The sequence below is a fragment of the Pseudomonas sp. C 49-2 genome (genome assembly GCF_003970195.1).
GTDB lineage: Bacteria > Pseudomonadota > Gammaproteobacteria > Pseudomonadales > Pseudomonadaceae > Aquipseudomonas > Aquipseudomonas canadensis.
Genome location: NZ_RXYG01000023.1, coordinates 19,802 through 45,351, shown reverse-complemented (window position 1 = coordinate 45,351; position 25,550 = coordinate 19,802). Strand labels below are relative to the sequence as shown.

The window sequence follows — 25,550 nt, the reverse complement described above, 5'->3', positions numbered from 1 at the left end:
CGTTGATTACAGCCTTCTAATTGCGCTGTGACAAATCCTTGGGAACACTGGGACTGATACTTTTTTGCACTGTCTTTGGGGTTGGCTGAAACTTTTCACTGCCCGGCCTGGGCGAAAATCGCTGCACTGCAACTGCGTGCGGTTTTCGCCCGGCGCCGCAGGGGCTTAGGGGTTGATATAACCGTGAGGATACGGCGTCTTCGGTTTCGTGATTAGGGCATCCATCCAGTCTGTGTCCAGTGGGCTTATGGTCTTGTTGCCGTCCACTATTTTTATGCCATCACGCTCCCATTGCGTCATGACCGCTTTCAATTTTTGCGTGTACTCACGAGCGGGGCTGGCAATGCCTGCCCACGGGTCGACAATCCAGGCATCCGCCCACTCAGGTTCCGAGAAGTCGACCGTTGCTGCAGGTAGCCCGGAGGGGCCGCCCACCACAGTGAATGCGTGAGCATCTGAGGCTGCCCATTCGTAGGCATTGCCACCACTCTTTTTGATGATGTCCCTCGAAAGCAGGGCCATTTCTCCGCAATTGCCGGCGCCGGCTTTCATAATCATGTCAGAGCGATTCCGCGCACTGCTGGGAATGCTTCGACGCAACCATGCGAGGGTCTGGCTGGCTGCGTCTGCTCGTGCAATATCCGATGCTGAGCGTATCTGGTTGCCTGGGCCTAGCCCGGTGGCCGTCATGGAACGGGTTACCGTGTCTTTTACCTGCTGCGCCAGGAGTTTGTTTTGCTGCTCGGCTGTTAACGTCGAGAAGTTCGATGGCGTTGTCAGAGCGGTTACTTGATTTGGCTTCAGGGCGATATTCGCCTTGCCAATCGCTTCGCTACGTTGCAACTGATAGAGCACCTCGCGCTGTTGCTCCTTCGTCATGCTTTTAACGAAAGCACCTAACTCATCGACATCTTTTTTCTGGTAACCCAAACGCTTCAACTCTTCCAGCGCCGAGTCCAGTTTGGGCAGGGCGATGAATTCGGCATCCAGTGGTGTTCTGGACACGCCTTGGCGGATGCTGAATTTATTCCGATAGCCATTTACGAGTGATAGGTCGTTGGGTGTGGTTTTAAAGAATGTGAGTTCACCGGATGCCGTGGTATTCAGTTTCGCGTAATAGAACTCCGCGGTGTCCGCCTCGATCACCAGGTACTTTTCGGTGTCGCCAGGCGTTCGACCGTTAACGATGACCGCGCGAACTTCGCGCTTGTCGTCACAGATATCGCTGATGCTGTTGAGCTTGATTACACGCGTTTCCTGGTTCAGTGCTCCGTTGGTTTGCCCAGCGTAAAAGCCAAACTGTGGATCATGTTTGATGCTGCCGGTTATCTGCGATTTGTAGGTGATGCGCTTGTTGTCCTGAGTCGGGTGAAGTTGAGGCCCCATTTCGCTTTCAATCACTTGGCAGCGGCGTCGTTCGAAGACGACAAATTGATCCTTTCTGAAAAGCTTCCGCGGTGAGGGGAACAAGCGTACATGCTCAAGTGCTTGTAGCTCCTGAGTCAATTCGTTGGGAGTGTTCTCAATGATTTTGGAGAAGCACGTGTCATTGGCACCGCGTTTGGCTCTGCCGCCAACGGAGGGTGCCTCACAGATCGCTTCGAACTTATCCAAGGGCTTAAAGTGGTCGGCCGACTCCAGGTCGGTGAGTACATTGGGATTTCGGGCATCGTAACGGTATACCTTGCCGTCATTGACCAGGTCGAAGCCATTGGCGCGAGGCAGGGTATATGCATCGGCGGCCAGGGGCTTTTCAGTTACCAGGGCTTGAGTGCCGCTTGAGAAAGTCTCTTGGCGCAGGGGGGCTGATGTATCCGAGATAAAACCCTCCAGGGCGGGGCCATAAGCCGCCTGTGTCTTGGCGTCGTAGGCGTACCATTCACCGTCCTGGAATACTGTGGTGACCTTGACTTGGTTCTGGGTGTTGGAACGTATGACTCTGCCGTCGGCCATGTCTGCCGTTTGCTCTGCAATGCGGCTATCCTGCATGCGGCTCAATGTGTTGATCGAATTCGAGGTGCTGGCGGCGGTTACATCTTTGAGTGCAATGCTTTCGGCTTCTTCTGCTCCGAACTTCTCGACAAACTTGCCAGAAACCTTGGCAATGGCCCACGCAGCACCTGTTTTTGCTAGCGCCCATATTTTCCCAGCGCCTTCAGTGGCCACGTAGAGCGCGATATCAATGAGTAGATCACCCGCCGCTTTGGCGTATTCACCGTGGTAAATATCTTCAAGGCTGCTGCCGCCTGGAAGGGCACGTAAAAGGCCTTTGAAGAAGTCGCTGGGTTCTACTCCCTGTTCAACTGCATTGTGCAACCCACGGTGGATAGCGATGAAGGTACTTTTGCGCAGGTAGGCCGTGTCAACCAGCACCTTGGCGAGGTCCTCCATCCTCTCGCCGTCGTAAACGGAGGATGCGTCACTTGCAGGGCGTTCAAGGAAGAGCCTTTCACGCAACTCAGGGCGTTTGTCGTCGTCAGCACGCTCGATGAGGATGAATTGCTCGCTTACCCTCAATACAACATCGGAGGTGACACCCTGTTTGGGCTCTGTCCCGTTTTTGAGCGCGTCCATGTCGATGGCAAGGCTGACTTTTTCGTCTAGCGGCGTTAATGGATCAATGTCGGGGATTTTGACGATTTGCCCAGTTGCCGGATAGACCGCGAAATCCCTCCTCACGCCTTCGTAGACGGAGGTTATGATGATGCCACTGGCGGCACCTTCCACTTGCAGAAGTTCCACCGCTCCAAAGTTAAGGCTATTGCGCTCTTCCAGCGGCAACTTGCTGAGCATATCTTTGAACAGGGAAATCTTACTGGCCCTGCGCTGGGTGAAGTCTGGCTGGATGGCTTTGTCGAATTGCTCGTTGATATCTGGCAACTCATGTGCCTTTTTGCGCAGGTCTTCGAAGTTCAGACCTGGTTGGCCTGTACTCCAACTTTCACCCAGGCGGCCGGCCTCATAGACCTCGACGATGCTTGCGTTAATGCCGGAAAAGAGCCCGCCCGCGACCTTTTCCCATAGGACCCGGCTCTCAAAATCGATGGCTGAGCCAAACTGCTCTTTCAGTGCCGCCAGGGCCATGGCCCTTCTGCTCGGCGGTTCGACGGTTCGCAGGTAACGCTTGGCTTGCGAGGTCTCATTGATCTGTGTATCGAGTTTTTCCTGGCTGTCGTTCAGCTGATCGAGGCTATATTCGTCGTTGTTGTTTTTCCCAAGATGGTTATTGATGACGGCCCAATCAATCACCGGGTTCAGTTGGGCGACGGCCTGCAGGCGGTTTTCCTCTGCTGAAATGGGCTTGATGTTATGAAAGTCCATGACCTGCTGGTAAGTCATGTTCGCGCTGGCACCGGCGGCTATCAGTTCGATTCGATTTACCGCACTTGAAAAGTTGACCCATTCTGGGGAACCGAACTTCAACGTCGACGGTATGTCTTTGACCAGCAAATGTGGCGCGGCACCGGACATCAATAGGCGGGTGACTGCCGGACGAAGGTTGGTCGGGACCTGTTGGGTATCAGCCAGATGTTGGCTTAAAAGCTCACTGAGCTTGCCAGCGCCTAAGCCCCAGTTCGCAGGCCACATGAAGTCGAAACCTGCAACGCGATTGCGCTGGGTGCCGGCCGTTGGATCAAGCTCTAGTACAAGCGCGGTCAATAGCCATTGCTTTAGGCTGGTTGGGGTAGCAGCGCCCTTCATTGCGGTTTGCAAGTGTGTGGCGAGCTCCAGGGCGATGTCACTGGAGAGGAGTTGTTGCAGTGCCTGATCTGGGTTGCTGCTCAGGTTGGAAACGCCGGAACTCAAGAAGCTGAGAAGGGTGCTGTGGCTTCCAACAGACGTTTTGACGAACTCACCCACCGCGCTGCGTTGCTCGGCACTCAACGGTAAGTCCGTGGACAAGAAGCCCCATTGGTTGCCTAAGGGAGGTGCCTGCGGGATCTCGGTTTGCAACGCCAGCAACAAGTTATCGACCTGTGCAGCCGACGTCGCACCGTACCAGCCGTGGTCTGACAGAAACTTCTGGAGTGTCGTGGTGCCCTTGGGCTGGTGGCTGGAGTCCGGATCCACCGTAAAGCGGGTTGTGGCGTCGTTATCGACATTCCCGAATTTAAGCTGATGAATCAGCGCATGCCTGTCATTGCTGTCGCCTAACGCGGTTTTGCGCTGGTTCAGCCAGCTCACGATTTTCCCTGGGTTTTCAGGTGGCGTTGGAAACTCCAATGTTCGGCCCATCAGCTCCGTGTGTCGCGTGAACGCCTCGCTGTCGTAGTCGGTACTGATGGAATAGAAATTGGCCACCCACTCAAAGGATGCGCTGCTGTCGTTGGCCTGAGCCAGCGTGATCGGTTTTCCGTGTGCGGTGAATGCCTCGGCAGCGGTCAACACTGGCGTGAGCACGTCAAAATGCTCTGCCGGGTATTTTTTCGTGAAGTCAGTGGCGGTAAAACGCTGTTCAACACCACCGACCTTGCCGATCAGCACTCGGTCCGTTGGGTCAAAGCGCAAGGAACTCAGGTCAATGCCCTGTTTCGCGGCCCACTTGGTAAAACCGCTGCTCTTCAGGGCTTTGTCCAAGTAAGCCAGCCATTGTCCGAACAGGCTGTTGGCCGGGATCGGTTCAATCTTTTTTGATGCAGGAGGGGTCGGGTCGCTCTTGAGCTCAAGCATCACGCGATGCGTAGTGCCGACCAGTTCGGCTTCGGCACGTGCCAAGGTGTCTTCTGGCGTGTCGGGGCCTGGTGCCGCGTTTACGGGCGGTGCGGGGTTGGTCTGTGGCACGTTGGCCTTGGCTGCTGCCGCCAGGGTTTCAAGCGGCGTAAGGTGCAGTGGTTTTCCAGTGAGTTGCAATATGACGGCCTGCTGCGCCGCGCGTACGCTCAGCGAGCGGGCAACGTCAGTGGGCGTGCCGACCAATGCCTTGAAGCCGTCGACTTGAGTGATTTTGGCACTTCTGCGCAGACTCGCTTCTTGCACTCTTCGCGCCCAGCCAGGCTTAGGGAAGTCATTTCGAGGCAGTCCTTCTTCCGCGTAAAAACGGAGCACTTCTGAAACCTCTGCAGAGCGTGCGTTGGGGTAGTAGACGTAGTCGCCTGAGCCTGTCGCCATACGTTCTACCGCCGGTTGTACTTGCGGCCAGACGTCGGACCAACCGGAGAGGCCGTTCAAAACGAAGGTGGTTTCGACGCCATTGACTTTGCCTATCAAGGTTCCGTCCTCCGAAATGATCCGGACGCTCGACACGTCAAGGTTTTGTTCTTTTGCGAACGCCGTAAAGGCAACGCCGTTCAGCGCCTCCTTGAGGTTGTTACGTACGAGGTTGAAGGTCGAGTACTCGGGCAGTTCTTCAATCGTGAATCCTGACAACGTGCCAATCGCTTGGCTGCTCAGGCGGGCCAGGGCCTGATCGGCGTCCTTGATTTTTTGTGCCGCCGACGCGGGCTCGAAATCTGCCAGTAGTCGGTTCAACCGGGCAGGTGGCAGGTTTGCAAGCTGTTGTTTGGCGTCCCTTTGGCGCTGCTGGACTGGGCCGTATTGAGCCGCGTAGTAGCTGTCGGTATTACTTATCGAACTGAAGTTTCTCTCTCTCATCAGCCGATCAATCGCCATTAGCGTGTCGTCACTGTTGAAGCGGCTGTTGCGCTCCAGATAAAAGCCTGCGACGTTCGCCGCTGGTGCGTGCCCTCGGTCGCGGAACGTGATGTCCCCGCGCATTTTGTTCGACGCGGTCAAAACGGCAGATGAAGCGTTCGCCCATTCGGGATCTTGTGTCAAAGAGAAACTGAAGGTTTGGTTGTGTCTGCGCCCAGTCAGGTCTCCATTGGCCTTGATGACAAGACTTGAAATATCAATACCTTTGGTTTGGGCAAAGGTCTTGAAAGGCTCCGCGTCGAGTGCGTCAGCCAGTTCGTTCCAGGCAAGGCCGAACGTTGAGCTGGGCGGGATGGCAATTGGGGCTGCACTAGCGAGGCTGTATGGGGTCGCATTCACCCGAATGCGGATCAGATGATTGGCGAAATTAATCGCCAGTTGGCTGTCGCTGTCTTCAACCAAGGCATTGGCGAACTGCTGGACCGCAGTGTCGCCGGCGTTTTGCGCAGGGGCGGCATTTCCCAGTTCTCGGCGCACTCGAGAAAAACCATGGCCTTTGTTAGGCATGGCGCGCGACGGGTTTTGGAGTATTTCGTCAATAAGCTGGGTGTAAGTTTTTTGCGGATTGAGCGCGCTTGGCTGGTTCAGGAGCCGCTCGACTTCATTGTGCAGCACTGTTTCGTCTGTGGTGCCCTGTACCAACTGACTGATCTGTTCGGCCAAACTTGGCTGCTCTTCTGTCACCGTGTAGCTGAGCAGATCAAGGAGCCGCTGCGGCGCGTGTTTGGGCATATTTGTCGCGTATTCGGGCTGCGAGCGCTCCATTTGCCCGTTTTGACGTGCCTGAAAAAGTCCGACGACTTTGGCGGCCGCCGGGTTCTCAGGCGCCGCGTGCAGGCTTTGTCTTGTAGGTTCCGTGGGCGTAACAGAGGTGGTTAAGCGAGAGCGGTGAACTCTGGTCATTAGTCGAGCGCCTTATGCCTGCGTGTGAAAAATACGCCACCCAACGAATGAAAAAGAAGCGTTGGGTGTGTGCTCACTCTGTGGCTTGGCTATTTAAAGGGTTCCATTGCGTGAAGGCAGCGATCTAAAGGCCTGATTTGTAGCCGTTTGCTTGTGTCGTAAGATGCTGGCCGCGGTTTTCTTCGGTGAGCCGTTGCACTGCCAGGCGTCGGTAGTGGGAGGGTGTCATGCCCTTGAGTTGCTGAAAGCGCCGGTTGAAGTTGGAGATGTTATTGAAGCCCGATTCGAAGCACACATCGGTCACGGCCTTGTCGCCGTCGGCCAGCAACTCGCAGGACTTGCTGATGCGCAGCCGATTGACGAATTCGATAAACGTGCGTCCGGTGGCCTGTTTGAATACCCGTGAAAAGTACGTGGGCTTCATCCCCAAATACTCCGCCACTTCTTCAAGTGGCAACTCGCGCGCGTAGTGGGCAAAGATATAGTCCACCGCGCGGTTGGTACGGTCGATGCTGTGTTCATCGGCCAGTTGCGGCGTAGTCACCCCGGAGAGCAGTTGGTAGTCCTCACACGCACTCAACACTTCCAGCAGGATAAAGAAGTGCCCCAGGCGCGCCATGCCTTGGGTGTCCTCGATGCGCTGCATCAAGGTCAGGGCCTGGGCGATGGTTTTTTTGCAGCGGAACTCGATGCCGTACTGCGCGCGCTCCAGCAACGGCGCCAGGGTCTTAAGTTCGGCGAAGATGTGGCTGCCTTGCTCGAACAGCTCATCAGTGAAATTCACCAGCATGTCACGCTTGGGCACCACCTCGTTTTCCTCCACCTGGCTGATCCAGTTGTGGGGCAGGTTGGGACCCGTGAGAAACAGGCTTTCCGGGTAAAAGTTGCCGATGTAGTCGCCGATGAACACCTTGCCGGAGCTGGCCACGATCAGGTGCAGCTCATATTCTTTGTGGAAGTGCCAGCGCACCAGCGGGCAGGGGAAACCGTGCTGGCGATAGATGATGGACAGGCCGTTGTGGTCGTCCATCAACTCGTAGGAAGGGTCGGTGATTCGCGTTGCTCGGGTCATGTTGCCGTCGCTTTTTTGTGGTTGCTGCGTAGGATAATGCCCCGTCGCGCGCGCCCTCGCCAGCGCTGGTGTTTATAGGCTGCGGTTTTTCGCCTCGATCCACTGGGACATGTACTGCGTACTCTTATGCGCGTGGTGGCGCAGCATGCTGCCGGTGAAGTTGTCCCGGCGGTGGGCAGCCAGGTTGCCGCGACAGTGTTCCAGACACGCCACCAACGCCGGCCCGTGGGTGGCCTCGTTGTAGCGTCGGGCCAGCAACCGACGGCCGTCTTCCTGGGCCTGGGTCCAACGTTCACGATCCTGATACAGCGCCACGGCGGCGGCTGCCAGGGCGGGGGCGCTGTGTTCGATCATGCCGGGCCACGGCTGATCATCACCCATGGCTTCGGCGCCGATGGGCGTGGTGATGTTCGGTGTGCCGCAGAGCATCGCGTCCGCCAGTTTGCCCTTGATGCCGGCACCGAAGCGCAGGGGCGCCAGGCAGATACGTGCGGCGGCCATGACTTGCAGGGCATCTTCGGCCCAATTCATCACATGAAAACCCTGCGCCGGGTTGTGCAATGCCGTGGCCTTGGGCGGGGTATAGGACCCGTAGATATGCAGCTGCGCGCCGGGCAATTGCTGGCGAATCAGCGGCCACAGGCTGTTTTTCATCCATAACACCGCATCCCAGTTGGGCGCGTGGCGGAAGTTGCCGATGCTGAGGAAGTGCGCACGGTCTTCAAACGGCACGAAGGGCTCGGTCGGCGGCTGCAACATCAGCGGGCACCAGTGGAGCAGGGCGGCGGGTACCTTGAATTGCTCGGTGAGCAGCCGCGCTTCCACGTCCGAGATCATCAGGCTGATGTCACAGCGGTAGATCGCGGCAATCTCGCGCTTGGCGATGTCCGTATCGGCCATCAGCTGGAATTCATCATCCAGCGCCGGCGCGAACAGGGCGCTGAAATCCTCGCTGTGGGGATGGGCTTTGAGGTGATCCTTCAGACGCTGCTGGCGCGCGTCGCGCAGACTCTGCAGGTCACAGGTTTCCAGCACCCGCAGGGCATCGGGACAGTGCTTCTCAACGCGCCAGCCGAACTGTTCCTCCATCATGAAACGGTCGAACAGCACGATATCCGGCGCCAGTTCGCGGACAAAATCATCGAAGCTGCTGTTATTGAGTTCTATGGCACATTCGGCGATGCCCAGTGCAGTCAAGTCGGCCTTGTGTTCGCCAATAGTGGCGGGGCTGCTGAAGGTGATATCCCAACCTTGCGTAAGAAAACTCTCAAGAATTTGCATCATATGCCCGCCGGCGGCCGAGGAACGGGGTTCCGGCCAGACGTATCCAATGACCAGGACTTTGGTGGCAGGGGCATTCATCGACATCGTTTTCCTTGAGGGGCAGGGCGCAAAGCGCGCAATTAAACCATAACCGACGACATGACAATTTATGTTTGGCGGTAGGTAGCGAACGTACTTTGTGGTTAACTTCGGCCTCTCGAATTCGTTAAACCCAAATCAGCATAAGGATTCCGTTCATGGCTCAAGTCACCCTTCGTGGTAACCCTGTCCAGGTTGAAGGCGAATTGCCGAAAACCGACACCCAAGCCCCTGATTTCACCCTGACTGCCGGCGATCTGTCGGACGCGACCCTGGCGACCTTCGCCGGCAAGCGCAAAGTGCTGAACATCTTCCCAAGCGTCGACACCCCGACCTGCGCGACCTCGGTTCGCAAGTTCAATGCCCAGGCCAACGACCTGAGCAACACCGTCGTGCTGTGCATTTCCTCTGACCTGCCGTTTGCCCAGAAGCGTTTCTGCGGCACTGAAGGCCTGGACAATGTGCTGAGCCTGTCGGACTTCCGCAACGCTGACTTCGCGGTCGACTACGGCGTTTCGCTGGCTGACGGTCCACTGCAAGGCTTGACCGCCCGCGCCGTGGTGGTATTGGACGAGAACAACAACGTGCTGCACAGCGAACTGGTGCCAGAAATCGGCCAAGAGCCGAACTACGAAGCAGCCCTGGCTGTTTTGAAGTAACTGTTTCGGTACGTTACTGTCGTTTTGCAGTAACACGCTTGATGCATGATTGCGGCCTGGCCTAGTCCAGGCCGTTTTTATTGGTAGCTCAGATGCTTAGCGAAACGGCCGATGAACTAAGGTCAGAAGTTAAAAGTTGTAAGCCCAAGGTAAATAGCCGGTAAAGGCGCTTTTCTAAATGCGCCCCAGTGCTTATCTTTCAGCCTCCCAAAGAAGAAGCTCTCGCGCCCAATGGTTGATCACTCCATGCAATCCTCCCCCCGTAAGTCCCGCCGCTGGCTGTTCGGCCTGCTTGTGCTGCTGGTTATTGCCGGCCTGTGCTGGAAGTTCTGGCCCGCCAGCCACAAGGATGCCGCCGCGCAGGCGCCAGCCGGACGTGCCGGCAAGTCGGGGATGATGCGCCCGGGTTTCGGTGGCTCTACCGGCCCGGTGCCAGTGCGCGTGGCGCCTGCGGTGCTGGGCGAATTCCCGGTGTACTACAAGGCGCTGGGCACGGTTACTGCGCTCAATACCATCAATGTGCGCAGCCGGGTGGGCGGTGAGTTGGTAAAGATCGCCTTTGAAGAAGGCCAGATGGTCAAGGCCGGTGACCTGCTCGCCGAGATCGACCCGCGCAGTTACCAGAACGCCTTGCTCCAGGCCCAGGGCACGCTGATGCAGAACCAGGCCCAGCTGAAAAACGCCCAGGTCGACGTGCAGCGTTACCGCGACCTGTACGCCCAGGACAGTATCGCCAAGCAGACCCTGGACACCGCCGAAGCGCTGGTCCTGCAATACCAGGGCACGGTCAAGACCAACCAGGGTGCGGTGGATGACGCCAAGCTCAACCTCGAATTCACCAAGATCCGTGCGCCAATCAGCGGCCGCGTCGGCTTGCGCCAGGTCGACGTCGGCAACCTGGTAGCAGCCAACGACACCACGTTCCTCGCCGTTATCACTCAAACCCAGCCGATCAGCGTGGCCTTCACCTTGCCGGAGAGCACACTGGAAACCGTGCTCGCCCGCTACCACGCCGGCAACAAGCTGCCCGTGGAAGCCTGGGACCGTGGCGACGTGAAGCAACAGGCTACCGGCGTGCTGCAGAGCCTGGACAACCAGATCGACGTCACCACCGGGACCCTGAAATTCAAGGCGCGCTTTGATAACAAGGACCAGGCGCTGTTCCCCAACCAGTTCGTCAATGTGCACCTGCTGGCCGACACCCTGCATAACGTCGTGCTGGCGCCGTCGGCGGCGATCCAGTTCGGCAACACCGGCACCTTCGTCTATGTGCTCGACGGCGATAAGAAGGTCAAGGTGCAGCCGCTGGTGGTGGGGGATACCGATGGCGACAACACCGTGATCAAAGAGGGCCTCAAGGCCGGCGATCGCGTGGTGCTGGAAGGCACCGACCGCTTGAAGGACGGCAGTGAAATCGAAGTGGTCAACGACAGCAGCGAAGTGCCGACCACCCCGACCGAGCACCTGCAAGGCAAGCCCGCAGCGAAAGGGGAGACCGGCACCACTGCCGGCAAGGCGCAAAAGGTCGGTTCATGAACCTGTCGCGGCTGTTTATCCTTCGCCCGGTCGCCACCACGCTGAGCATGCTGGCCATTGTGTTGGCCGGCATCATTTCGTATCGCTTGCTGCCGGTATCGGCCTTGCCCCAGGTGGATTACCCGACGATCCGCGTGATGACCCTGTATCCCGGCGCCAGCCCCGACGTGATGACCAGTGCGGTCACCGCGCCGCTGGAACGCCAGTTCGGGCAAATGCCCGGCCTTACGCAGATGGCCTCCACCAGCTCCGGCGGTGCGTCGGTGCTGACCCTGCGTTTCAACCTCGACATCAACATGGATGTCGCTGAGCAGCAGGTGCAGGCCGCGATCAACGCCGCGACCAACCTGTTACCCAAGGACCTGCCGGCGCCGCCGGTGTACAACAAGGTCAACCCGGCGGATACCCCGGTACTGACCTTGGCAATCACCTCCAAGACCATGCTGCTGCCCAAGCTCAACGACCTGGTCGACACGCGCATGGCGCAGAAAATCGCGCAGATCAGCGGCGTCGGCATGGTCAGCATCGCGGGCGGCCAACGCCAGGCGGTGCGCATCAAGGTCAACCCCGAGGCCCTGGCGGCCAATGGCTTGAACCTGTCGGACGTGCGTACCCTGATTGCCGCGTCCAACGTCAACCAGCCCAAGGGTAATTTCGACGGCCCCACCCGCGTTTCGATGCTCGACGCCAACGACCAATTGGTCTCGCCCCAGCAATACGCCGAACTGATCCTGGCCTACAACAATGGCGCGCCGCTGCGCCTGAAAGACGTAGCCCAGATCGTCGACGGCGCCGAAAACGAACGCCTTGCCGCCTGGGCCAACGAAAACCAGGCTGTGCTGCTGAATATCCAGCGCCAGCCGGGGGCCAACGTGATCGAGGTGGTGGACCGCATCAAGGCGCTGTTGCCGAGCATCACTGACAACCTGCCGGCCGGCCTCGACGTAACGGTACTCACCGACCGCACTCAGACCATCCGCGCTTCGGTCAAAGACGTGCAGCACGAATTGCTCATCGCCATTGCCCTGGTGGTGATGGTGACGTTCCTGTTCCTGCGCCGGGTCAGCGCCACGATCATTCCTTCCATTGCCGTGCCGCTGTCCCTGGTGGGCACCTTTGGCGTGATGTACCTGGCGGGGTTCTCCATCAATAACCTGACGCTGATGGCCTTGACCATCGCCACTGGTTTTGTGGTGGACGATGCCATCGTGATGCTGGAGAACATCTCCCGTTATATCGAGGAAGGCGAAACGCCGCTGGCCGCCGCGCTCAAGGGCGCCAAGCAGATCGGCTTCACCCTGATTTCCCTGACGCTGTCGCTGATCGCGGTACTGATTCCGCTGCTGTTCATGGCTGACGTGGTAGGGCGGCTGTTCCGAGAGTTCGCCATCACCCTCGCGGTGGCGATCCTGATTTCCCTGGTAGTCTCGCTGACCCTCACGCCGATGATGTGCGCACGCTTGCTCAAGCGTGAGCCCAAGGAGGAAGAGCAGGGCCGCTTCTACAAGGCCAGCGGCGCCTGGATCGATTGGTTGATCGCGCGTTACGGCAGCATGCTGCAGTGGGTGCTCAAGCATCAGCCGCTGACCCTGTTGGTGGCCATCGCGACCCTGGGCCTGACCGTGTTCCTGTACCTGATCGTGCCCAAGGGTTTCTTCCCGGTGCAGGACACCGGCGTGATCCAGGGCATTTCGGAAGCGCCACAGTCGATTTCCTTTGCCGCCATGAGCCAGCGCCAGCAGGACCTGGCGAAGATCATCCTGGCCGATCCCGCTGTGGAAAGCCTGTCTTCCTACATTGGTGTGGACGGCGACAACGCGACCCTCAACAGCGGGCGCTTGCTGATCAACCTCAAGGCCCACGGCCAGCGTGACCTGAGCGCGGCCCAGGTGATCACCCGCCTGCAGCCGGAAATCGACAAGCTGGTGGGCATCCGCCTGTTCATGCAGCCGGTGCAGGATTTGACCATCGAAGACCGCGTGAGCCGTACCCAGTACCAGTTCAGCATGTCCTCGCCGGACGCCGAGTTGCTGGCATTGTGGAGTGACAAACTGGTCCACGCGTTGAGCCAGTTGCCCGAACTCACTGACGTCGCCAGCGACCTGCAGGACAAGGGCTTGCAGGTGTACCTGGTGATCGACCGCGACGCGGCTTCGCGCTTGGGCGTCAGCGTATCGACCATCACCGACGCGTTGTATGACGCCTTCGGCCAGCGGCAGATCTCCACCATCTACACCCAGGCCAGCCAGTACCGCGTGGTGTTGCAGGCCCAGTCCGGCGAAACCCTCGGGCCGGATGCGCTGAACCAGATCCACGTGAAAACCACCGACGGCGGCCAGGTGCGCCTGTCCAGCCTGGCCCGTGTGGAACAGCGCCAGGCGCAATTGGCGATTGCGCACATCGGCCAGTTCCCGGCAGTGATGATGTCGTTCAACCTGGCCCCCGGCGTTGCTCTGGGCAAAGGTGTGGAGCTGATCAACCAGACCCAGAAAGACATTGGCATGCCGGTGGGCGTGCAGACTCAGTTCCAGGGCGCGGCCCAGGCCTTCGAAGCCTCGCTGTCGAGCACTTTGCTGCTGATCCTGGCGGCGGTGGTCACCATGTACATCGTGCTGGGTGTGCTCTACGAGAGCTATATCCACCCGATCACCATTCTCTCGACTTTGCCGTCGGCGGCGGTGGGGGCCTTGCTGGCGTTGCTGCTCAGCGGCAATGACCTGGGCATGATCGCGATCATCGGCATCATCTTGCTGATCGGTATCGTCAAGAAGAACGCGATCATGATGATCGACTTCGCCCTCGATGCCGAACGCAACCAGGGCCTTGACCCGCAGACCGCGATCTACCAGGCGGCGCTGCTGCGCTTCCGGCCCATCCTGATGACCACGCTGGCCGCATTGTTCGGCGCGGTGCCGTTGATGCTCGCCACCGGTTCCGGTGCGGAATTGCGTCAGCCGCTGGGGCTGGTGATGGTGGGTGGCCTGCTGGTGAGCCAGGTGCTCACCCTGTTCACCACGCCGGTGATCTACCTGTACTTCGATCGTTTGGGCCGTCGCTGGCGCAAAGAGCCGCAAAGCCTGGAGCCGGTTGAGTCATGAACCTGTCCGGACCCTTCATCCGCCGGCCGGTCGCGACCATGCTGCTGAGCCTGGCGATCCTGTTGCTGGGCGGCGTGAGCTTCAACCTGTTGCCGGTGTCGCCGCTGCCGCAGATCGACTTCCCGGTGATCGTGGTGTCGGCCAGCTTGCCCGGTGCCAGCCCCGAGGTGATGGCGTCTACGGTGGCGACGCCGCTGGAGCGCTCGTTCGGCGCGATTGCCGGCATCACCACCATGAGCAGTTCGTCGAGCCAGGGCTCTACGCGGGTGATCCTGGCGTTCGACTCCGACCGTGATATCAACGGCGCGGCGCGGGAAGTGCAGGCGGCGATCAATGCCTCGCGCAACCTGCTGCCCAGCGGTATGCGCAGCATGCCCACCTACAAGAAGATCAACCCGTCCCAGGCGCCGATCATGGTGCTGTCGCTGACCTCGGACGTGTTGCAAAAGGGCCAGCTGTACGACCTGGCCTCGACCATTTTGTCGCAGAGCCTGTCCCAGGTGCCCGGCGTCGGTGAAGTGCAGATCGGCGGCAGCTCCTTGCCGGCGGTGCGTATCGAGCTCGAACCCAAGGCCCTCGACCAGTACGGCGTGGCCCTCGACGATGTGCGCAACACCATCGCCAACGCTAACCAGCGCCGGCCCAAGGGTTCCCTGGAAGACAGCCAGCGCAACTGGCAGATCCAGGCCAATGACCAGTTGGAAAAGGCCAAGGACTACGAACCGCTGCTGATCCGCTACCAGAACGGCGCGGCGCTGCGCCTGGGCGACGTGGCCAAGATCAGTGACGGCGTGGAAGACCGCTACAACAGCGGTTTCTTCAACAATGAACCGGCGGTGCTGCTGGTGATCAATCGCCAGTCTGGCGCCAACATCATCGAGACGGTCCGGCAGATCAAGGCGCAGTTACCGGCGTTGCAGGCGGTGCTGCCGTCCAGCGTCAAGCTGAGCCTGGCCATGGACCGCTCGCCGGTAATCACCGCGACTCTGCACGAAGCCGAGATGACCTTGCTCATCGCCGTGGGCCTGGTGATCCTGGTGGTGTACCTGTTCCTCGGTAACTTCCGCGCCTCGCTGATCCCCACCCTGGCGGTGCCGGTCTCATTGGTGGGCACTTTTGCGGTGATGTACCTGTATGGGTTCTCGCTGAACAACTTCTCGTTGATGGCGTTGATCCTGGCCACCGGTTTGGTGGTGGACGATGCCATCGTGGTGCTGGAGAACATTTCGCGGCATATCGACGAGGGCGTGCCGCCAATGAAGGCAGCGTACCTGGGGGCCCAGGAAGTCGGCTTTACCTTGCTGTCGATGAACGTGTCGCTGGTGGCGGTGTTCCTCTCTATCCTGTTCATGGGGGGGATTGTCACCAACCTGTTCCGCGAGTTTTCCATCACCTTGTCGGCGGCGATCATTGTGTCGCTGATTGTTTCGCTGACCCTGACCCCGATGCTCTGCGCGCGCTGGCTCAAGCCGCATGTGAAGGGCGAGATGACCGGTTTGCAACGCTGGAGCCAGAAGGTCAACGACCGCATGGTCGCCGGCTACGCCACCAGCCTGGACTGGGTGTTGCGCCATCGACGCCTGACCTTGCTCAGTCTGTTGCTGACCATCGGCATGAACGTGGCGCTGTATGTGGTGGTGCCGAAGACCTTCATGCCCCAGCAGGACACTGGCCAGTTGATCGGTTTTGTGCGCGGTGATGACGGGCTGTCGTTCAGCGTGATGCAGCCGAAAATGGAAACCTTCCGCAAGGCGGTGCTCAAGGACCCGGCGGTGCTCAGCGTGGCCGGCTTCATTGGCGGCAACAACGGCACCAACAATGCGGTGATGCTGGTGCGCTTGAAGCCCATCAGCGAGCGCAAGATTTCCGCCCAGGCGGTGATCGAGCGTCTGCGCAAGGAGGTGCCGCTGGTGCCGGGCGGGCGGTTATTCCTGATGGCCGACCAGGACCTGCAATTCGGCGGCAGCCGCGACCAGACCAGCGCGCAGTATTCCTACATCCTGCAAAGCGGCGACCTGGCGGCATTGCGCCTGTGGTACCCGAAAGTGGTGGCGGCCTTGCGCGAGCTGCCAGAACTCACTGCCATCGACGCCCGTGAAGGCCGGGGCGCGGCGCAGGTCACGCTGATTGTCGACCGCGACCAGGCCAAGCGCCTGGGCATCGACATGAATATGGTCACGGCGGTGCTCAACAACGCCTACAGCCAGCGGCAGATTTCCACCATCTATGACAGCCTCAACCAGTACCAGGTGGTGATGGAGGTCAATCCCAAATATGCCCAGGACCCGATCACCCTCAACCAGATGCAGGTGATTACCTCCACGGGCGCACGGGTGCCGCTGTCGACCATTGCCCATTATGAGAACAGCCTGGCCGACGACCGCGTCAGCCATGAAGGCCAGTTCGCCTCGGAGAACATCGCGTTCGACATGGCCCCCGGCGTGACGGTGGAGCAGGGCACCGCCGCTATCGAACGGGCGATTGCCAAGGTTGGCTTGCCGGAAGATGTGATCGCCAAGATGGCCGGTACCGCCGATGCCTTCGCAGCCACGCAGAAGGGCCAGCCGTTCATGATCCTCGGCGCGCTGGTGGCGGTATACCTGGTGCTGGGCATTCTGTATGAAAGCTACATTCACCCGCTGACCATCCTCTCGACCTTGCCGTCGGCCGGTGTCGGCGCGATGCTCGCGATCTACCTGACCGGGGGCGAATTCAGTCTGATTTCCTTGCTGGGGCTGTTCCTGCTGATCGGCGTGGTGAAGAAAAACGCGATCCTGATGATCGACCTGGCCTTGCAGTTGGAACGCCACGATGGCATGAACCCGCTGGAATCAATCCGCAGCGCCTGCCTGTTGCGTTTGCGCCCGATCCTGATGACCACCCTGGCAGCCATCCTCGGCGCCTTGCCGTTGCTGCTGGGCGCGGGCGATGGTGCGGAAATGCGCCGTCCGTTGGGCCTGACGATTATCGGCGGCCTGGTGTTCAGCCAGGTCCTGACCCTTTACACCACCCCGGTGGTCTACCTCTATCTCGACCGTGCGCGCCATCGCTTCAACAAATGGCGCGGCGTGCGTACCGATGCTGCCCTGGACACTGCGCTATGACCGATTCAACTCACGCCAATGCACCACGTCCGCGCGATTCAACGACTCCCGGCGTACCGCATTCCCCTGTAGGCGCCGGCTTGCCGGCGATAAACGCCCAGGCACCGCGTACCTCCCGGTTGGGCGCGTTATCGTTGACGACCTTTGCGAGCAAGCTCGCACCTACAGTGGGGTTGGCGTTGTTGCTCAGCGCCTGCGCCGTTGGCCCGGACTACCACCGGCCAGAGGTCATCGAGCCGGCGCAATTCAAGGAAGCCCAGGGCTGGCGCCAGGCCACCCCCAGCGACTCCCTGGCCCGTGGCGCCTGGTGGGAGTTGTACGGCGACCGCCAACTCAACGACCTGGTAACGCGCCTGAACACCTCCAACCAGACCGTGGCCCAGGCCGAAGCGCGTTTTCGCCAGGCCCAAGCCTTGGTGCGCAGTTCACGCGGGGCGTTTTACCCCACCGTCGACCTGAGCGTCGGAAAAACCCGCGCCAGCCAGGGCACCGGCAGCAGCAACGCCAGCCTCAGCAGTTCCAGCAGCGGCATCCGCGACACCCTCAATGCCCAGTTGGGCGTGAGCTGGGAAGCGGACATCTGGGGCAAATTGCGCCGTGGCCTGGAAGCCAATGAAGCCAGCGCCGAAGCCAGCTCGGCGGACTTGGCGGCGATGCGCCTGAGCCAACAATCGGAACTGGTGCAAAGCTACCTGCAACTGCGCGTCATGGATGAACAGACGCGCTTGCTGCAAGCCACGCTGGAGACCTATCAGCGCTCCCTGCAAATGACCGAAAACCAATACCGTGCCGGGGTTTCCGGCAAGGACGCGGTGGCCCAGGCACAAACCCAGCTCAAGACCACCCAGGCCAGCCTGATCGACCTGATCTGGCAGCGCGCCCAGCTGGAAAACGCGATTGCCGTGTTGATCGGCGAAGCGCCGGCCAACTTCAACCTGGCGGTGAGCAAGGACATCCCGGCACTGCCGCAGATTCCAGTGAGCCTGCCATCGCAACTGCTGGAGCGCCGCCCGGACATCGCCTCGGCCGAACGCTCGGTGATTGCCGCCAACGCCAACATCGGCGTGGCCAAGGCCGCCTACTACCCGGACCTGAGCCTGAGCCTGGCCGGTGGTTACTCCAGCAGCACCTACGCCGACTGGATCAGCCTGCCGAACCGCTTCTGGTCGGTGGGGCCAAAACTCGCCATGACGTTGTTTGACGGTGGCCAACGGTCAGCGGAAGTCGACCGCACCATCGCCAGCTACGACGAGACTGTCGCCAAGTACCGCCAGACCGTGCTGGATGGTTTCCGTGAAGTGGAAAACTACATGGTGCAGCTCAAGGTGCTGGAAGACGAGGCGGTGGTCAGCAATGAAGCACTGGACGCCGCCCGTGAATCGTTACGCCTGACCCAGAACCAATACAAGGCGGGGCTGATTGCCTACCTGGATGTGGTCACCACGCAAGCTACAGCCCTGAGCAACGAACGCACGGTATTGACGTTGCTGCAGACACGCCTGGTGGCCAGTGTGCAATTGATCGCGGCATTGGGCGGTGGCTGGGACGGGCAGACGCCGATTGTCGAGAAAGACTGACTCTGCGACGCCGATCATCTGTAGGAGCCGGCTTGCCGGCTCCTACAGGGGGGTGAAAAGGTCGACCTCCGCGCAGTGCAAAGGTGCGGTCGTCGAGGGTATTTTGAGCCAGTAGATTGGCGTCAAAATGCCACTAATGGCCCTCTGATAATTAATCAACTGCTCAAGAATTATTCTCGCTACAATCGCCCGCTTTGCCACCTGGCACGGGCGTCTCAGGCCCGCTGCGCACGAGAAGTCCCATGCTCATCGGTAGTTATTCACCCTCACTGGTCGTGATCTCACTGTTCGTTGCGATCCTGGCTTCCTACACCGCACTGGATCTCTCCGGTCGCATCGCTACCGCCAAAGGCCGTACCGTTTATCTATGGATAGCCGGCGGCGCCATGGCGATGGGGGTGGGGGTGTGGTCGATGCATTTCATCGGCATGCTGGCGCTGCGCTTGCCGTTTGCCCTGGGCTTCGATTTGGGCATCACCGCGCTGTCGTTGTTGATCGCGGTGTTGTCGAGCGGCTTTGCCTTGTGGTTGATCAGCCAACCGCGTTTGCCTGCCTGGCAACTGGGGTTTGGCGCGCTGGTCATGGGCACCGGCATCGCGTGCATGCATTACACCGGCATGGCCGCGATGCGCATGACCCCAGGCATCGACTATGACCCCACCTTGTTTGGCGCGTCGTTGCTGATCGCCGTGGTCGCGTCTGGCGCTGCACTGTGGATCGCCCACAATTTGCGCCGTAGCACACCGTACGTGCGTCTTTTACGAGGTGGCGCAGCGGTGGTGATGGGCTTTGCCATCGTCGGCATGCATTACACCGGCATGGCCGCGGCACGTTTCGCCGATGACAGTTTCTGCGGCGCTGCGCTGAACGGCTTGAGCGGCAAGGGCCTGGATAACCTGGTGCTGGTCACGACGCTGGCGGTGCTGGCCATTGCCTTGCTCACCTCGCTGCTCGACGCCCGCCTGGAAGTCCGCACCGCTGTGCTGGCCGATTCCCTGACCCAAGCCAACCAGGAATTGACCCATCTGGCCCTGCACGACATGCTCACTGGCCTGCCGAATCGCACGTTGCTGGCCGATCGCATTCAACAGGCCATGCAAGCGGTGAAAGAGCAGGGCGGTTGCTTTGCGTTGATGTTTATCGACCTCGACGGCTTCAAACCGGTCAACGATGCCTTTGGTCATCACATGGGTGACCAATTGTTGCGTGAAGTCGGCCTGCGCCTGCGCGAAGACTTGCGCAGCCAGGACACCTTGGCGCGCATCGGCGGCGATGAGTTTGTGTTGCTGGTGCAACTGACCCAGCCGGACGATGCCCTTGGCCTTGCCGAACGCCAGGTGATCCTGATCAACCGCGCCTTCCAGGTGGCCGAGCATGAGCTGAAGATCTCTGCCAGCGTCGGCATCGCAATGTTCCCGGGCAACGGTGGCAACCCTCAGGAATTGCTGATGAACGCCGACGCCGCGATGTACCACGCCAAAGGCATGGGCAAGAACGGCTACAGCTTCTTTGACGTGTCGATGAACAACAATGCACGCAAGCAATTGCAGCTGTTGCAGGACTTGCGTAATGCGGTGGAACAGGAGCAGTTGCGCCTGTACTACCAACCCAAGTTCGACGCGCTCAGCGGCATCCCGGTCGGCGCCGAAGCCTTGCTACGCTGGGAACACCCGCAACAGGGGTTGCTGCTACCGGCGACGTTTATCGAACTGGCGGAAAAGACCGGCTTGATCATTCCAATTGGGGAGTGGGTGCTCAACGAAGCCTGCCGTCAAATGAGTCTGTGGTACGTTCAGGGCTACGAAGATTGGCGCATCGCCGTGAACCTGTCGGCCTTGCAGTTCTGCCACGCCGGGTTGGTCAAGAGCGTGGCGGCGGCCCTTGAGCGGCACCAATTGCCGGCCAACAGCCTGACCCTGGAAATCACCGAAACCACGGCCATGAGCGACGCCGACGCGAGCATGACGGTGTTGCAGCAGCTGTCGGACATGGGCGTCGACTTGTCCATCGATGACTTCGGCACCGGTTATTCCAGCCTGATGTACCTCAAGCGCCTGCCGGCCAACGAGCTGAAGATCGACCGAGGCTTTGTGCGCGACCTGGAACACGACAGCGACGACGCTGCAATCGTCTCGGCCATCGTTGCCCTTGGCCAGGCCCTGGGGTTACGGATTGTTGCCGAGGGTGTCGAGACGGATGTGCAGCAGAATTTCCTGACACGGCTTGGGTGTAATTCCCTGCAGGGTTACCTGCTGGGCCACCCGTTGCCAGCAGAGGGCTTCATGGCAGATATCCAACGCGCCGAAGAGGCCGTTGCGCCTGACAAAAGCCGTGCGTGACAGGTATTCTTGGATCCAACCCTAAACATCAGGTTGAATCAGGAGATCGCACGCATGGACAAAGTCGTCATCATCACCGGGGGCAGTCGCGGGATTGGCGCCGAGACGGCCTTGCTGGCCGCTCGCCAAGGCTATCGCATCTGCATCAACTACCAGTCCGACGAAGAGGCGGCCCACCGCGTACTGGAACAAGTGCGTGCGTTGGGCGCCCAAGCCATTGCCGTGCGGGCAGATGTGAGCATCGAGGATGAAGTGGTCGCGTTGTTCCATCGTGTGGACGCCGAGCTGGGTCGTGTGACCGCACTGGTCAACAATGCGGGCACGGTGGGGCACAAGTCCCGCGTTGACGAGATGTCCGAGTTCCGCATCCTGAAAATCATGAAGACCAACGTGCTCGGCCCGATCCTGTGCGCCAAGCATGCGGTGCTGCGCATGTCGCCCAAGCATGGCGGGCAGGGCGGCAGTATCGTCAACGTGTCGTCGGTGGCGGCTCGCTTGGGTTCGCCTGGTGAATATGTCGACTACGCAGCGTCCAAAGGTGCACTCGACACCTTCACCCTCGGTTTGTCAAAAGAGGTGGCGGGTGAGGGCATTCGCGTCAACGCCGTGCGCCCCGGCTACATCTTCACCGACTTCCATGCCCTGAGCGGTGATCCGGACAGAGTCAGCAAGCTCGAGTCCGGTATTCCCATGGCCCGGGGTGGGCGCCCGGATGAAGTGGCCGAGGCGATCATCTGGTTACTGTCAGACAAGGCTTCCTACGCCACTGGCACATTCCTCGATCTGGGCGGAGGTCGCTAGACGTCGGTTAGGTACGCAGATGGCGCAGCACTGGATAACCCTTCTCGGAAAACGCCTTGAGTAGGCTGGCTTCCGAGTTATCCAGCCGGCTGTAGCCGTTGCTGGCGAAACCGTCGATTTTCCCGTTGCGGCTGTGGCTGCCGTTCAAGTAACGGTCGTCGAGGTTGTCGATAAAACGCAAGACTTTATCCAGATCATAGATCGCGTTCGCCCGGACCTCCGGGTTGGCGCTTTCCCAATCACCCACGTTTCGTTTCAAATCATCGATCAGGTGGTAATTGTCACGGTTGTCCAGGAAGCTTTTCAACACGGGGCTCTGTTCGATGATCCTGTCGGCCGAGCGATGGTCGCCGACAGGGCGGCCCATGGGGCCGTTCATCTCGCGCACTTGTTTCTGTTCGTCTGCACGCATGTAGTTTGGGGGGACCGGAAGCGGTGTGAGGCAGGAAACGCTCGCTGTTAGCATGGGAAAACTCCAGGTTGAGAACAGGAAAAAGTTTCCTTGTGTGGCCTCCTGATGGGTTCGGTTCCGATTCAAAACGAGCGCACGATTCTTCCCAGTGTTTCCATGGCTTTCTCCGACGCCTCGTTCCACGGGCTGCCGTAATTCAAGCGAATGCAGTTCCGGAAGCGCTGGGTTGCCGAGAAGATCGGCCCCGGTGCGATACTGATGCCCTGCGCCAACGCCATCTGGAACAACTTCAACGAATCCGTCTGCTCCGGCAGCTCCAGCCACAGGAAATACCCGCCGGCCGGTTGGCTGACCCGCGTCTGTGCCGGGAAATAGCGGGCGATCGCGGCCAGCATGGCGCTTTGCTGTTCTTCCAGGGCATAGCGCAGTTTGCGCAGGTGCCGGTCATAACCGCCGTGCTGCAAGTAATCGGCAATCGCCGCCTGGGCCGGCATTGACGGACAGAGCGAGGTCATCAGCTTCAGCCGCTCAACCTTCTGCGCAAAGCGTCCGGCTGCCACCCAGCCGACGCGATAGCCCGGAGCCAGGCTTTTGGCGAAGGAGCCGCAATGCATCACCAAGCCTTCGGTATCGAACGCCTTGGCGGGTTTCGGGGCCTGTTGGCCGTAATAGAGTTCGGCGTACACATCGTCTTCGATCAAGGGCACCTGATGGCCGCGCAACAGTTCCACCAGGGCCTGTTTCTTGGCTTCCGGCAGGGTTGCGCCCATGGGGTTCTGGAAGCTGGTCATGGTCCAGCAGGCCTTGATCGGGTAGCGCTCAAGGCTTTGTGCGAGGGCGTTGAGGTCGATGCCGTCGCGCGGGTGCACCGGAATTTCCACTGCCTTGAGTTTCAAACGCTCCAGCACTTGCAGGCAGGCGTAGAACGCCGGGGCTTCGATGGCCACCAGGTCACCCGGTTCGGTGACCGCCTGCAGGCACAGGTTCAAGGCCTCCAAAGCGCCGTTGGTGATCAGCAGTTCTTCCATCGGTAGCATCAGGCCGCCGACCATGTAGCGCAGGGCGATCTGCCGGCGCAGTTGCGGGTTGCCCGGCGACATGTCGGTGACCACCAGTCGCGGGTCCATTTCGCGGCTGGCGCTGGCCAGGGAGCGTGCCAGGCGCGGCAGCGGAAACAGCATGGGGCTGGGAAACGCCGAGCCGAACGGTACGGTGTTCGGGTCTTTGATCGAGTCGAGTACCGAGAACACCAGTTCGCTCACATCCACTTCGGTGGACTCATGCACCTGCTCGCTCACCACCGGCTCGGAAAATGGGCTGGGCGCATGGGTATTGACGAAGTAACCGGAGCGCGGTCGCGCGCGGATCAAGCCTCGGCGCTCAAGCAGGTAGTAGGCCTGGAACACCGTGGACGGGCTGACGCCGTAGGTCTGGCTGGCATAGCGCACCGACGGCACCCGCTGGCCGGGGCCAAGGACGCCGGAGCGAATCAGTTCTGCAATGTCGTCGGCGAATTTTTCGTAGCGTTTCATGGGGGCCTTAACAGTTTTTTCAGACTTGGCAGCGATTAAATTGTGGGAGCTCCACATATTCAGACAGATTTCAGCGGTTCAGCGGCGCCACGAAGCGGCTATCAGCGGCGCTGTAGATCCACGGCTCATCCACGTCCGTGACCTTGAAACGCAAGGTCTGCGAACTGCTCGCCGGTTTATCCGCCAGCAATGCCACCGACACCGGCACATCGGTGATTTCCCCAGGCGCAAGGCTGATCTCGCTCTTGCCTTGCAACTGGAAGCCGTCGGCGTCCACCAGTTCCAGGCGATAGTCCTGACGCTGCTGGGTCTTGTTGATCACCTTGAGGCTGTAGATGTTCTCGATCAGACCCTGGGCATTTTCACGGAACATGCCACGGTCCTTGGTCACGTCCAGCGACACCATCGGCCGCTCTACCAACGCCACTACCAACGCAGCAATCATCACCAACAGCACGGCACTGTAGCCGATCAGGCGCGGCCTTAGCAGGTGCGTCTTGCCGCCTTGGAGTTGATGTTCGCTGGTGTAGCTCACCAGGCCACGCGGGTAGCCCATCTTGTCCATGATCGAATCGCAGGCGTCGATGCACGCCGCGCAGCCAATGCACTCCATTTGCAGACCGTCGCGGATGTCGATGCCGGTGGGGCAGACCTGCACGCACAACTGGCAGTCGATGCAGTCGCCCAGGCCGACGTCGGCAGGTTTGACTTCACGTTTGCGTGGACCACGGCTTTCGCCGCGCGCCACGTCGTAGGAAATGGTCAGGGTGTCTTTGTCGAACATCACGCTCTGGAACCGCGCATACGGGCACATGTGCATGCACACCGCTTCGCGCAGCCAACCGGCGTTGATGTAGGTGGCGCCGGTAAAGAACAGCACCCAGAACAGGCTGACGCCGCCCATCTGCCAGGTCAGCAGTTCGGTCGCCAGGGGGCGGATCGGCGTGAAATAGCCGACAAACGTCAGGCCGGTCAGTACGCTGATCCCCAGCCACAAGGTGTGCTTGGCCGAGCGTCGCGCCAGCTTGTTCAGGCTCCAGGGCGCCGCGTGCAGCTTGATACGCTGGTTGCGTTCGCCTTCGGTGACTTTTTCGCACCACATGAACAGCCAGGTAAACGAGCTTTGCGGGCAGGTGTAGCCGCACCACACGCGGCCGGCAAACACGGTGATCGCAAACAGGCCGAAGGCGCAGATGATCAACAGTGCCGACAACAGGATGAAGTCCTGCGGCCAGAAGGTCGCGCCAAAGATATGGAATTTGCTTTCAGCCAGGTCCCACAGCACCGCCTGCCGATCGTCCCAGTTCAGCCACACCGTGCCGAAAAACGCCAGGAACAGGAAGGCTGCACCGCTCACGCGCAAGGTACGGAACAGGCCGGTGAAACTGCGGGTATGAATCAGGTTGTCGCTGGATTTGGCCTTCACCTTCTTTGGGTGTGTGGGCTCAAAAATTTCCACGGTTGGGATGTGTTCGCTCATGGTCGTTCGCTCATCAGCCTCCA

General features: G+C 59.9%; 13 protein-coding genes. 7 read left to right on the top strand and 6 right to left on the bottom strand.

Going from position 1 to position 25,550, the window contains the following annotated elements; all coding sequences use genetic code 11:
- Positions 1-165: 165 nt before the first annotated feature.
- From EJ576_RS28025 to EJ576_RS28015, 3 genes are all read right to left on the bottom strand, one after another.
- Positions 166-6,555, bottom strand: a complete 6,390-nt coding sequence (locus EJ576_RS28025; RefSeq protein WP_256656653.1) for a hypothetical protein — start codon at positions 6,553-6,555, stop codon at positions 166-168.
- 124 nt (positions 6,556-6,679) lie between these two features.
- A complete protein-coding gene (locus EJ576_RS28020) occupies positions 6,680-7,627 on the bottom strand; it encodes an AraC family transcriptional regulator (RefSeq protein WP_122727526.1) in 948 nt (315 codons plus the stop codon).
- A gap of 72 nt (positions 7,628-7,699) precedes the next feature.
- Positions 7,700-8,989 carry a glycosyltransferase gene (locus EJ576_RS28015; RefSeq protein ID WP_126571630.1) on the bottom strand — a complete coding sequence of 430 codons (1,290 nt, stop codon included), beginning with the start codon at positions 8,987-8,989 and terminating at the stop codon, positions 7,700-7,702.
- Positions 8,990-9,147: 158 nt separating this feature from the next.
- Here EJ576_RS28015 and tpx point away from each other — a divergent pair, with 158 nt between their 5' ends.
- From tpx to EJ576_RS27980, 7 genes are all read left to right on the top strand, one after another.
- Positions 9,148-9,648 (top strand): thiol peroxidase, encoded by a 501-nt coding sequence (gene tpx / locus EJ576_RS28010; RefSeq protein ID WP_126571629.1) that lies wholly within the window; start codon positions 9,148-9,150, stop codon positions 9,646-9,648.
- Positions 9,649-9,879: 231 nt separating this feature from the next.
- On the top strand, positions 9,880-11,184 hold the full coding sequence (locus tag EJ576_RS28005) for an MdtA/MuxA family multidrug efflux RND transporter periplasmic adaptor subunit (protein WP_126571628.1): 1,305 nt from the start codon (positions 9,880-9,882) through the stop codon (positions 11,182-11,184).
- Complete coding sequence (locus EJ576_RS28000) at positions 11,181-14,282, top strand: MdtB/MuxB family multidrug efflux RND transporter permease subunit (protein ID WP_126571627.1); 3,102 nt, start codon at positions 11,181-11,183, stop codon at positions 14,280-14,282. Before EJ576_RS28005 ends, EJ576_RS28000 begins: the two co-directional genes overlap by 4 nt.
- Complete coding sequence (locus tag EJ576_RS27995) at positions 14,279-17,386, top strand: efflux RND transporter permease subunit (protein WP_122727516.1); 3,108 nt, start codon at positions 14,279-14,281, stop codon at positions 17,384-17,386. Before EJ576_RS28000 ends, EJ576_RS27995 begins: the two co-directional genes overlap by 4 nt.
- A complete protein-coding gene (locus EJ576_RS27990; RefSeq protein ID WP_123477182.1) occupies positions 17,383-18,963 on the top strand; it encodes an efflux transporter outer membrane subunit in 1,581 nt (526 codons plus the stop codon). Before EJ576_RS27995 ends, EJ576_RS27990 begins: the two co-directional genes overlap by 4 nt.
- A gap of 242 nt (positions 18,964-19,205) precedes the next feature.
- Positions 19,206-21,302 carry a bifunctional diguanylate cyclase/phosphodiesterase gene (locus tag EJ576_RS27985; protein ID WP_122727512.1) on the top strand — a complete coding sequence of 699 codons (2,097 nt, stop codon included), beginning with the start codon at positions 19,206-19,208 and terminating at the stop codon, positions 21,300-21,302.
- 54 nt (positions 21,303-21,356) lie between these two features.
- On the top strand, positions 21,357-22,103 hold the full coding sequence (locus EJ576_RS27980) for an SDR family oxidoreductase (RefSeq protein ID WP_122727510.1): 747 nt from the start codon (positions 21,357-21,359) through the stop codon (positions 22,101-22,103).
- A 7-nt stretch (positions 22,104-22,110) separates the two neighbouring features.
- Here EJ576_RS27980 and EJ576_RS27975 read toward each other — a convergent pair whose 3' ends face one another.
- From EJ576_RS27975 to ccoG, 3 genes are all read right to left on the bottom strand, one after another.
- Positions 22,111-22,515, bottom strand: coding sequence for a hypothetical protein (locus EJ576_RS27975; protein WP_256656652.1), 405 nt, complete (start codon positions 22,513-22,515; stop codon positions 22,111-22,113).
- Between the two features lie 122 nt (positions 22,516-22,637).
- Positions 22,638-24,047 carry a GntR family transcriptional regulator MpaR gene (mapR, locus tag EJ576_RS27970; RefSeq protein ID WP_122727508.1) on the bottom strand — a complete coding sequence of 470 codons (1,410 nt, stop codon included), beginning with the start codon at positions 24,045-24,047 and terminating at the stop codon, positions 22,638-22,640.
- A 70-nt stretch (positions 24,048-24,117) separates the two neighbouring features.
- Positions 24,118-25,527 (bottom strand): cytochrome c oxidase accessory protein CcoG, encoded by a 1,410-nt coding sequence (ccoG, locus tag EJ576_RS27965; protein ID WP_123477186.1) that lies wholly within the window; start codon positions 25,525-25,527, stop codon positions 24,118-24,120.
- Positions 25,528-25,550: the final 23 nt, after the last annotated feature.

Excerpts from the sequence above, each read along its gene's own strand:
- EJ576_RS28025 (WP_256656653.1), bottom strand. The coding sequence starts at position 6,555 with ATGACCAGAGTTCACCGCTCTCGCTTAACCACCTCTGTTACGCCCACG.
- EJ576_RS28020 (WP_122727526.1), bottom strand. The coding sequence starts at position 7,627 with ATGACCCGAGCAACGCGAATCACCGACCCTTCCTACGAGTTGATGGAC.
- EJ576_RS28015 (WP_126571630.1), bottom strand. The coding sequence starts at position 8,989 with ATGAATGCCCCTGCCACCAAAGTCCTGGTCATTGGATACGTCTGGCCG.
- tpx (WP_126571629.1), top strand. The coding sequence starts at position 9,148 with ATGGCTCAAGTCACCCTTCGTGGTAACCCTGTCCAGGTTGAAGGCGAA.
- EJ576_RS28005 (WP_126571628.1), top strand. The coding sequence starts at position 9,880 with ATGGTTGATCACTCCATGCAATCCTCCCCCCGTAAGTCCCGCCGCTGG.
- EJ576_RS28000 (WP_126571627.1), top strand. The coding sequence starts at position 11,181 with ATGAACCTGTCGCGGCTGTTTATCCTTCGCCCGGTCGCCACCACGCTG.
- EJ576_RS27995 (WP_122727516.1), top strand. The coding sequence starts at position 14,279 with ATGAACCTGTCCGGACCCTTCATCCGCCGGCCGGTCGCGACCATGCTG.
- EJ576_RS27990 (WP_123477182.1), top strand. The coding sequence starts at position 17,383 with ATGACCGATTCAACTCACGCCAATGCACCACGTCCGCGCGATTCAACG.
- EJ576_RS27985 (WP_122727512.1), top strand. The coding sequence starts at position 19,206 with ATGCTCATCGGTAGTTATTCACCCTCACTGGTCGTGATCTCACTGTTC.
- EJ576_RS27980 (WP_122727510.1), top strand. The coding sequence starts at position 21,357 with ATGGACAAAGTCGTCATCATCACCGGGGGCAGTCGCGGGATTGGCGCC.
- EJ576_RS27975 (WP_256656652.1), bottom strand. The coding sequence starts at position 22,515 with ATGCGTGCAGACGAACAGAAACAAGTGCGCGAGATGAACGGCCCCATG.
- mapR (WP_122727508.1), bottom strand. The coding sequence starts at position 24,047 with ATGAAACGCTACGAAAAATTCGCCGACGACATTGCAGAACTGATTCGC.
- ccoG (WP_123477186.1), bottom strand. The coding sequence starts at position 25,527 with ATGAGCGAACACATCCCAACCGTGGAAATTTTTGAGCCCACACACCCA.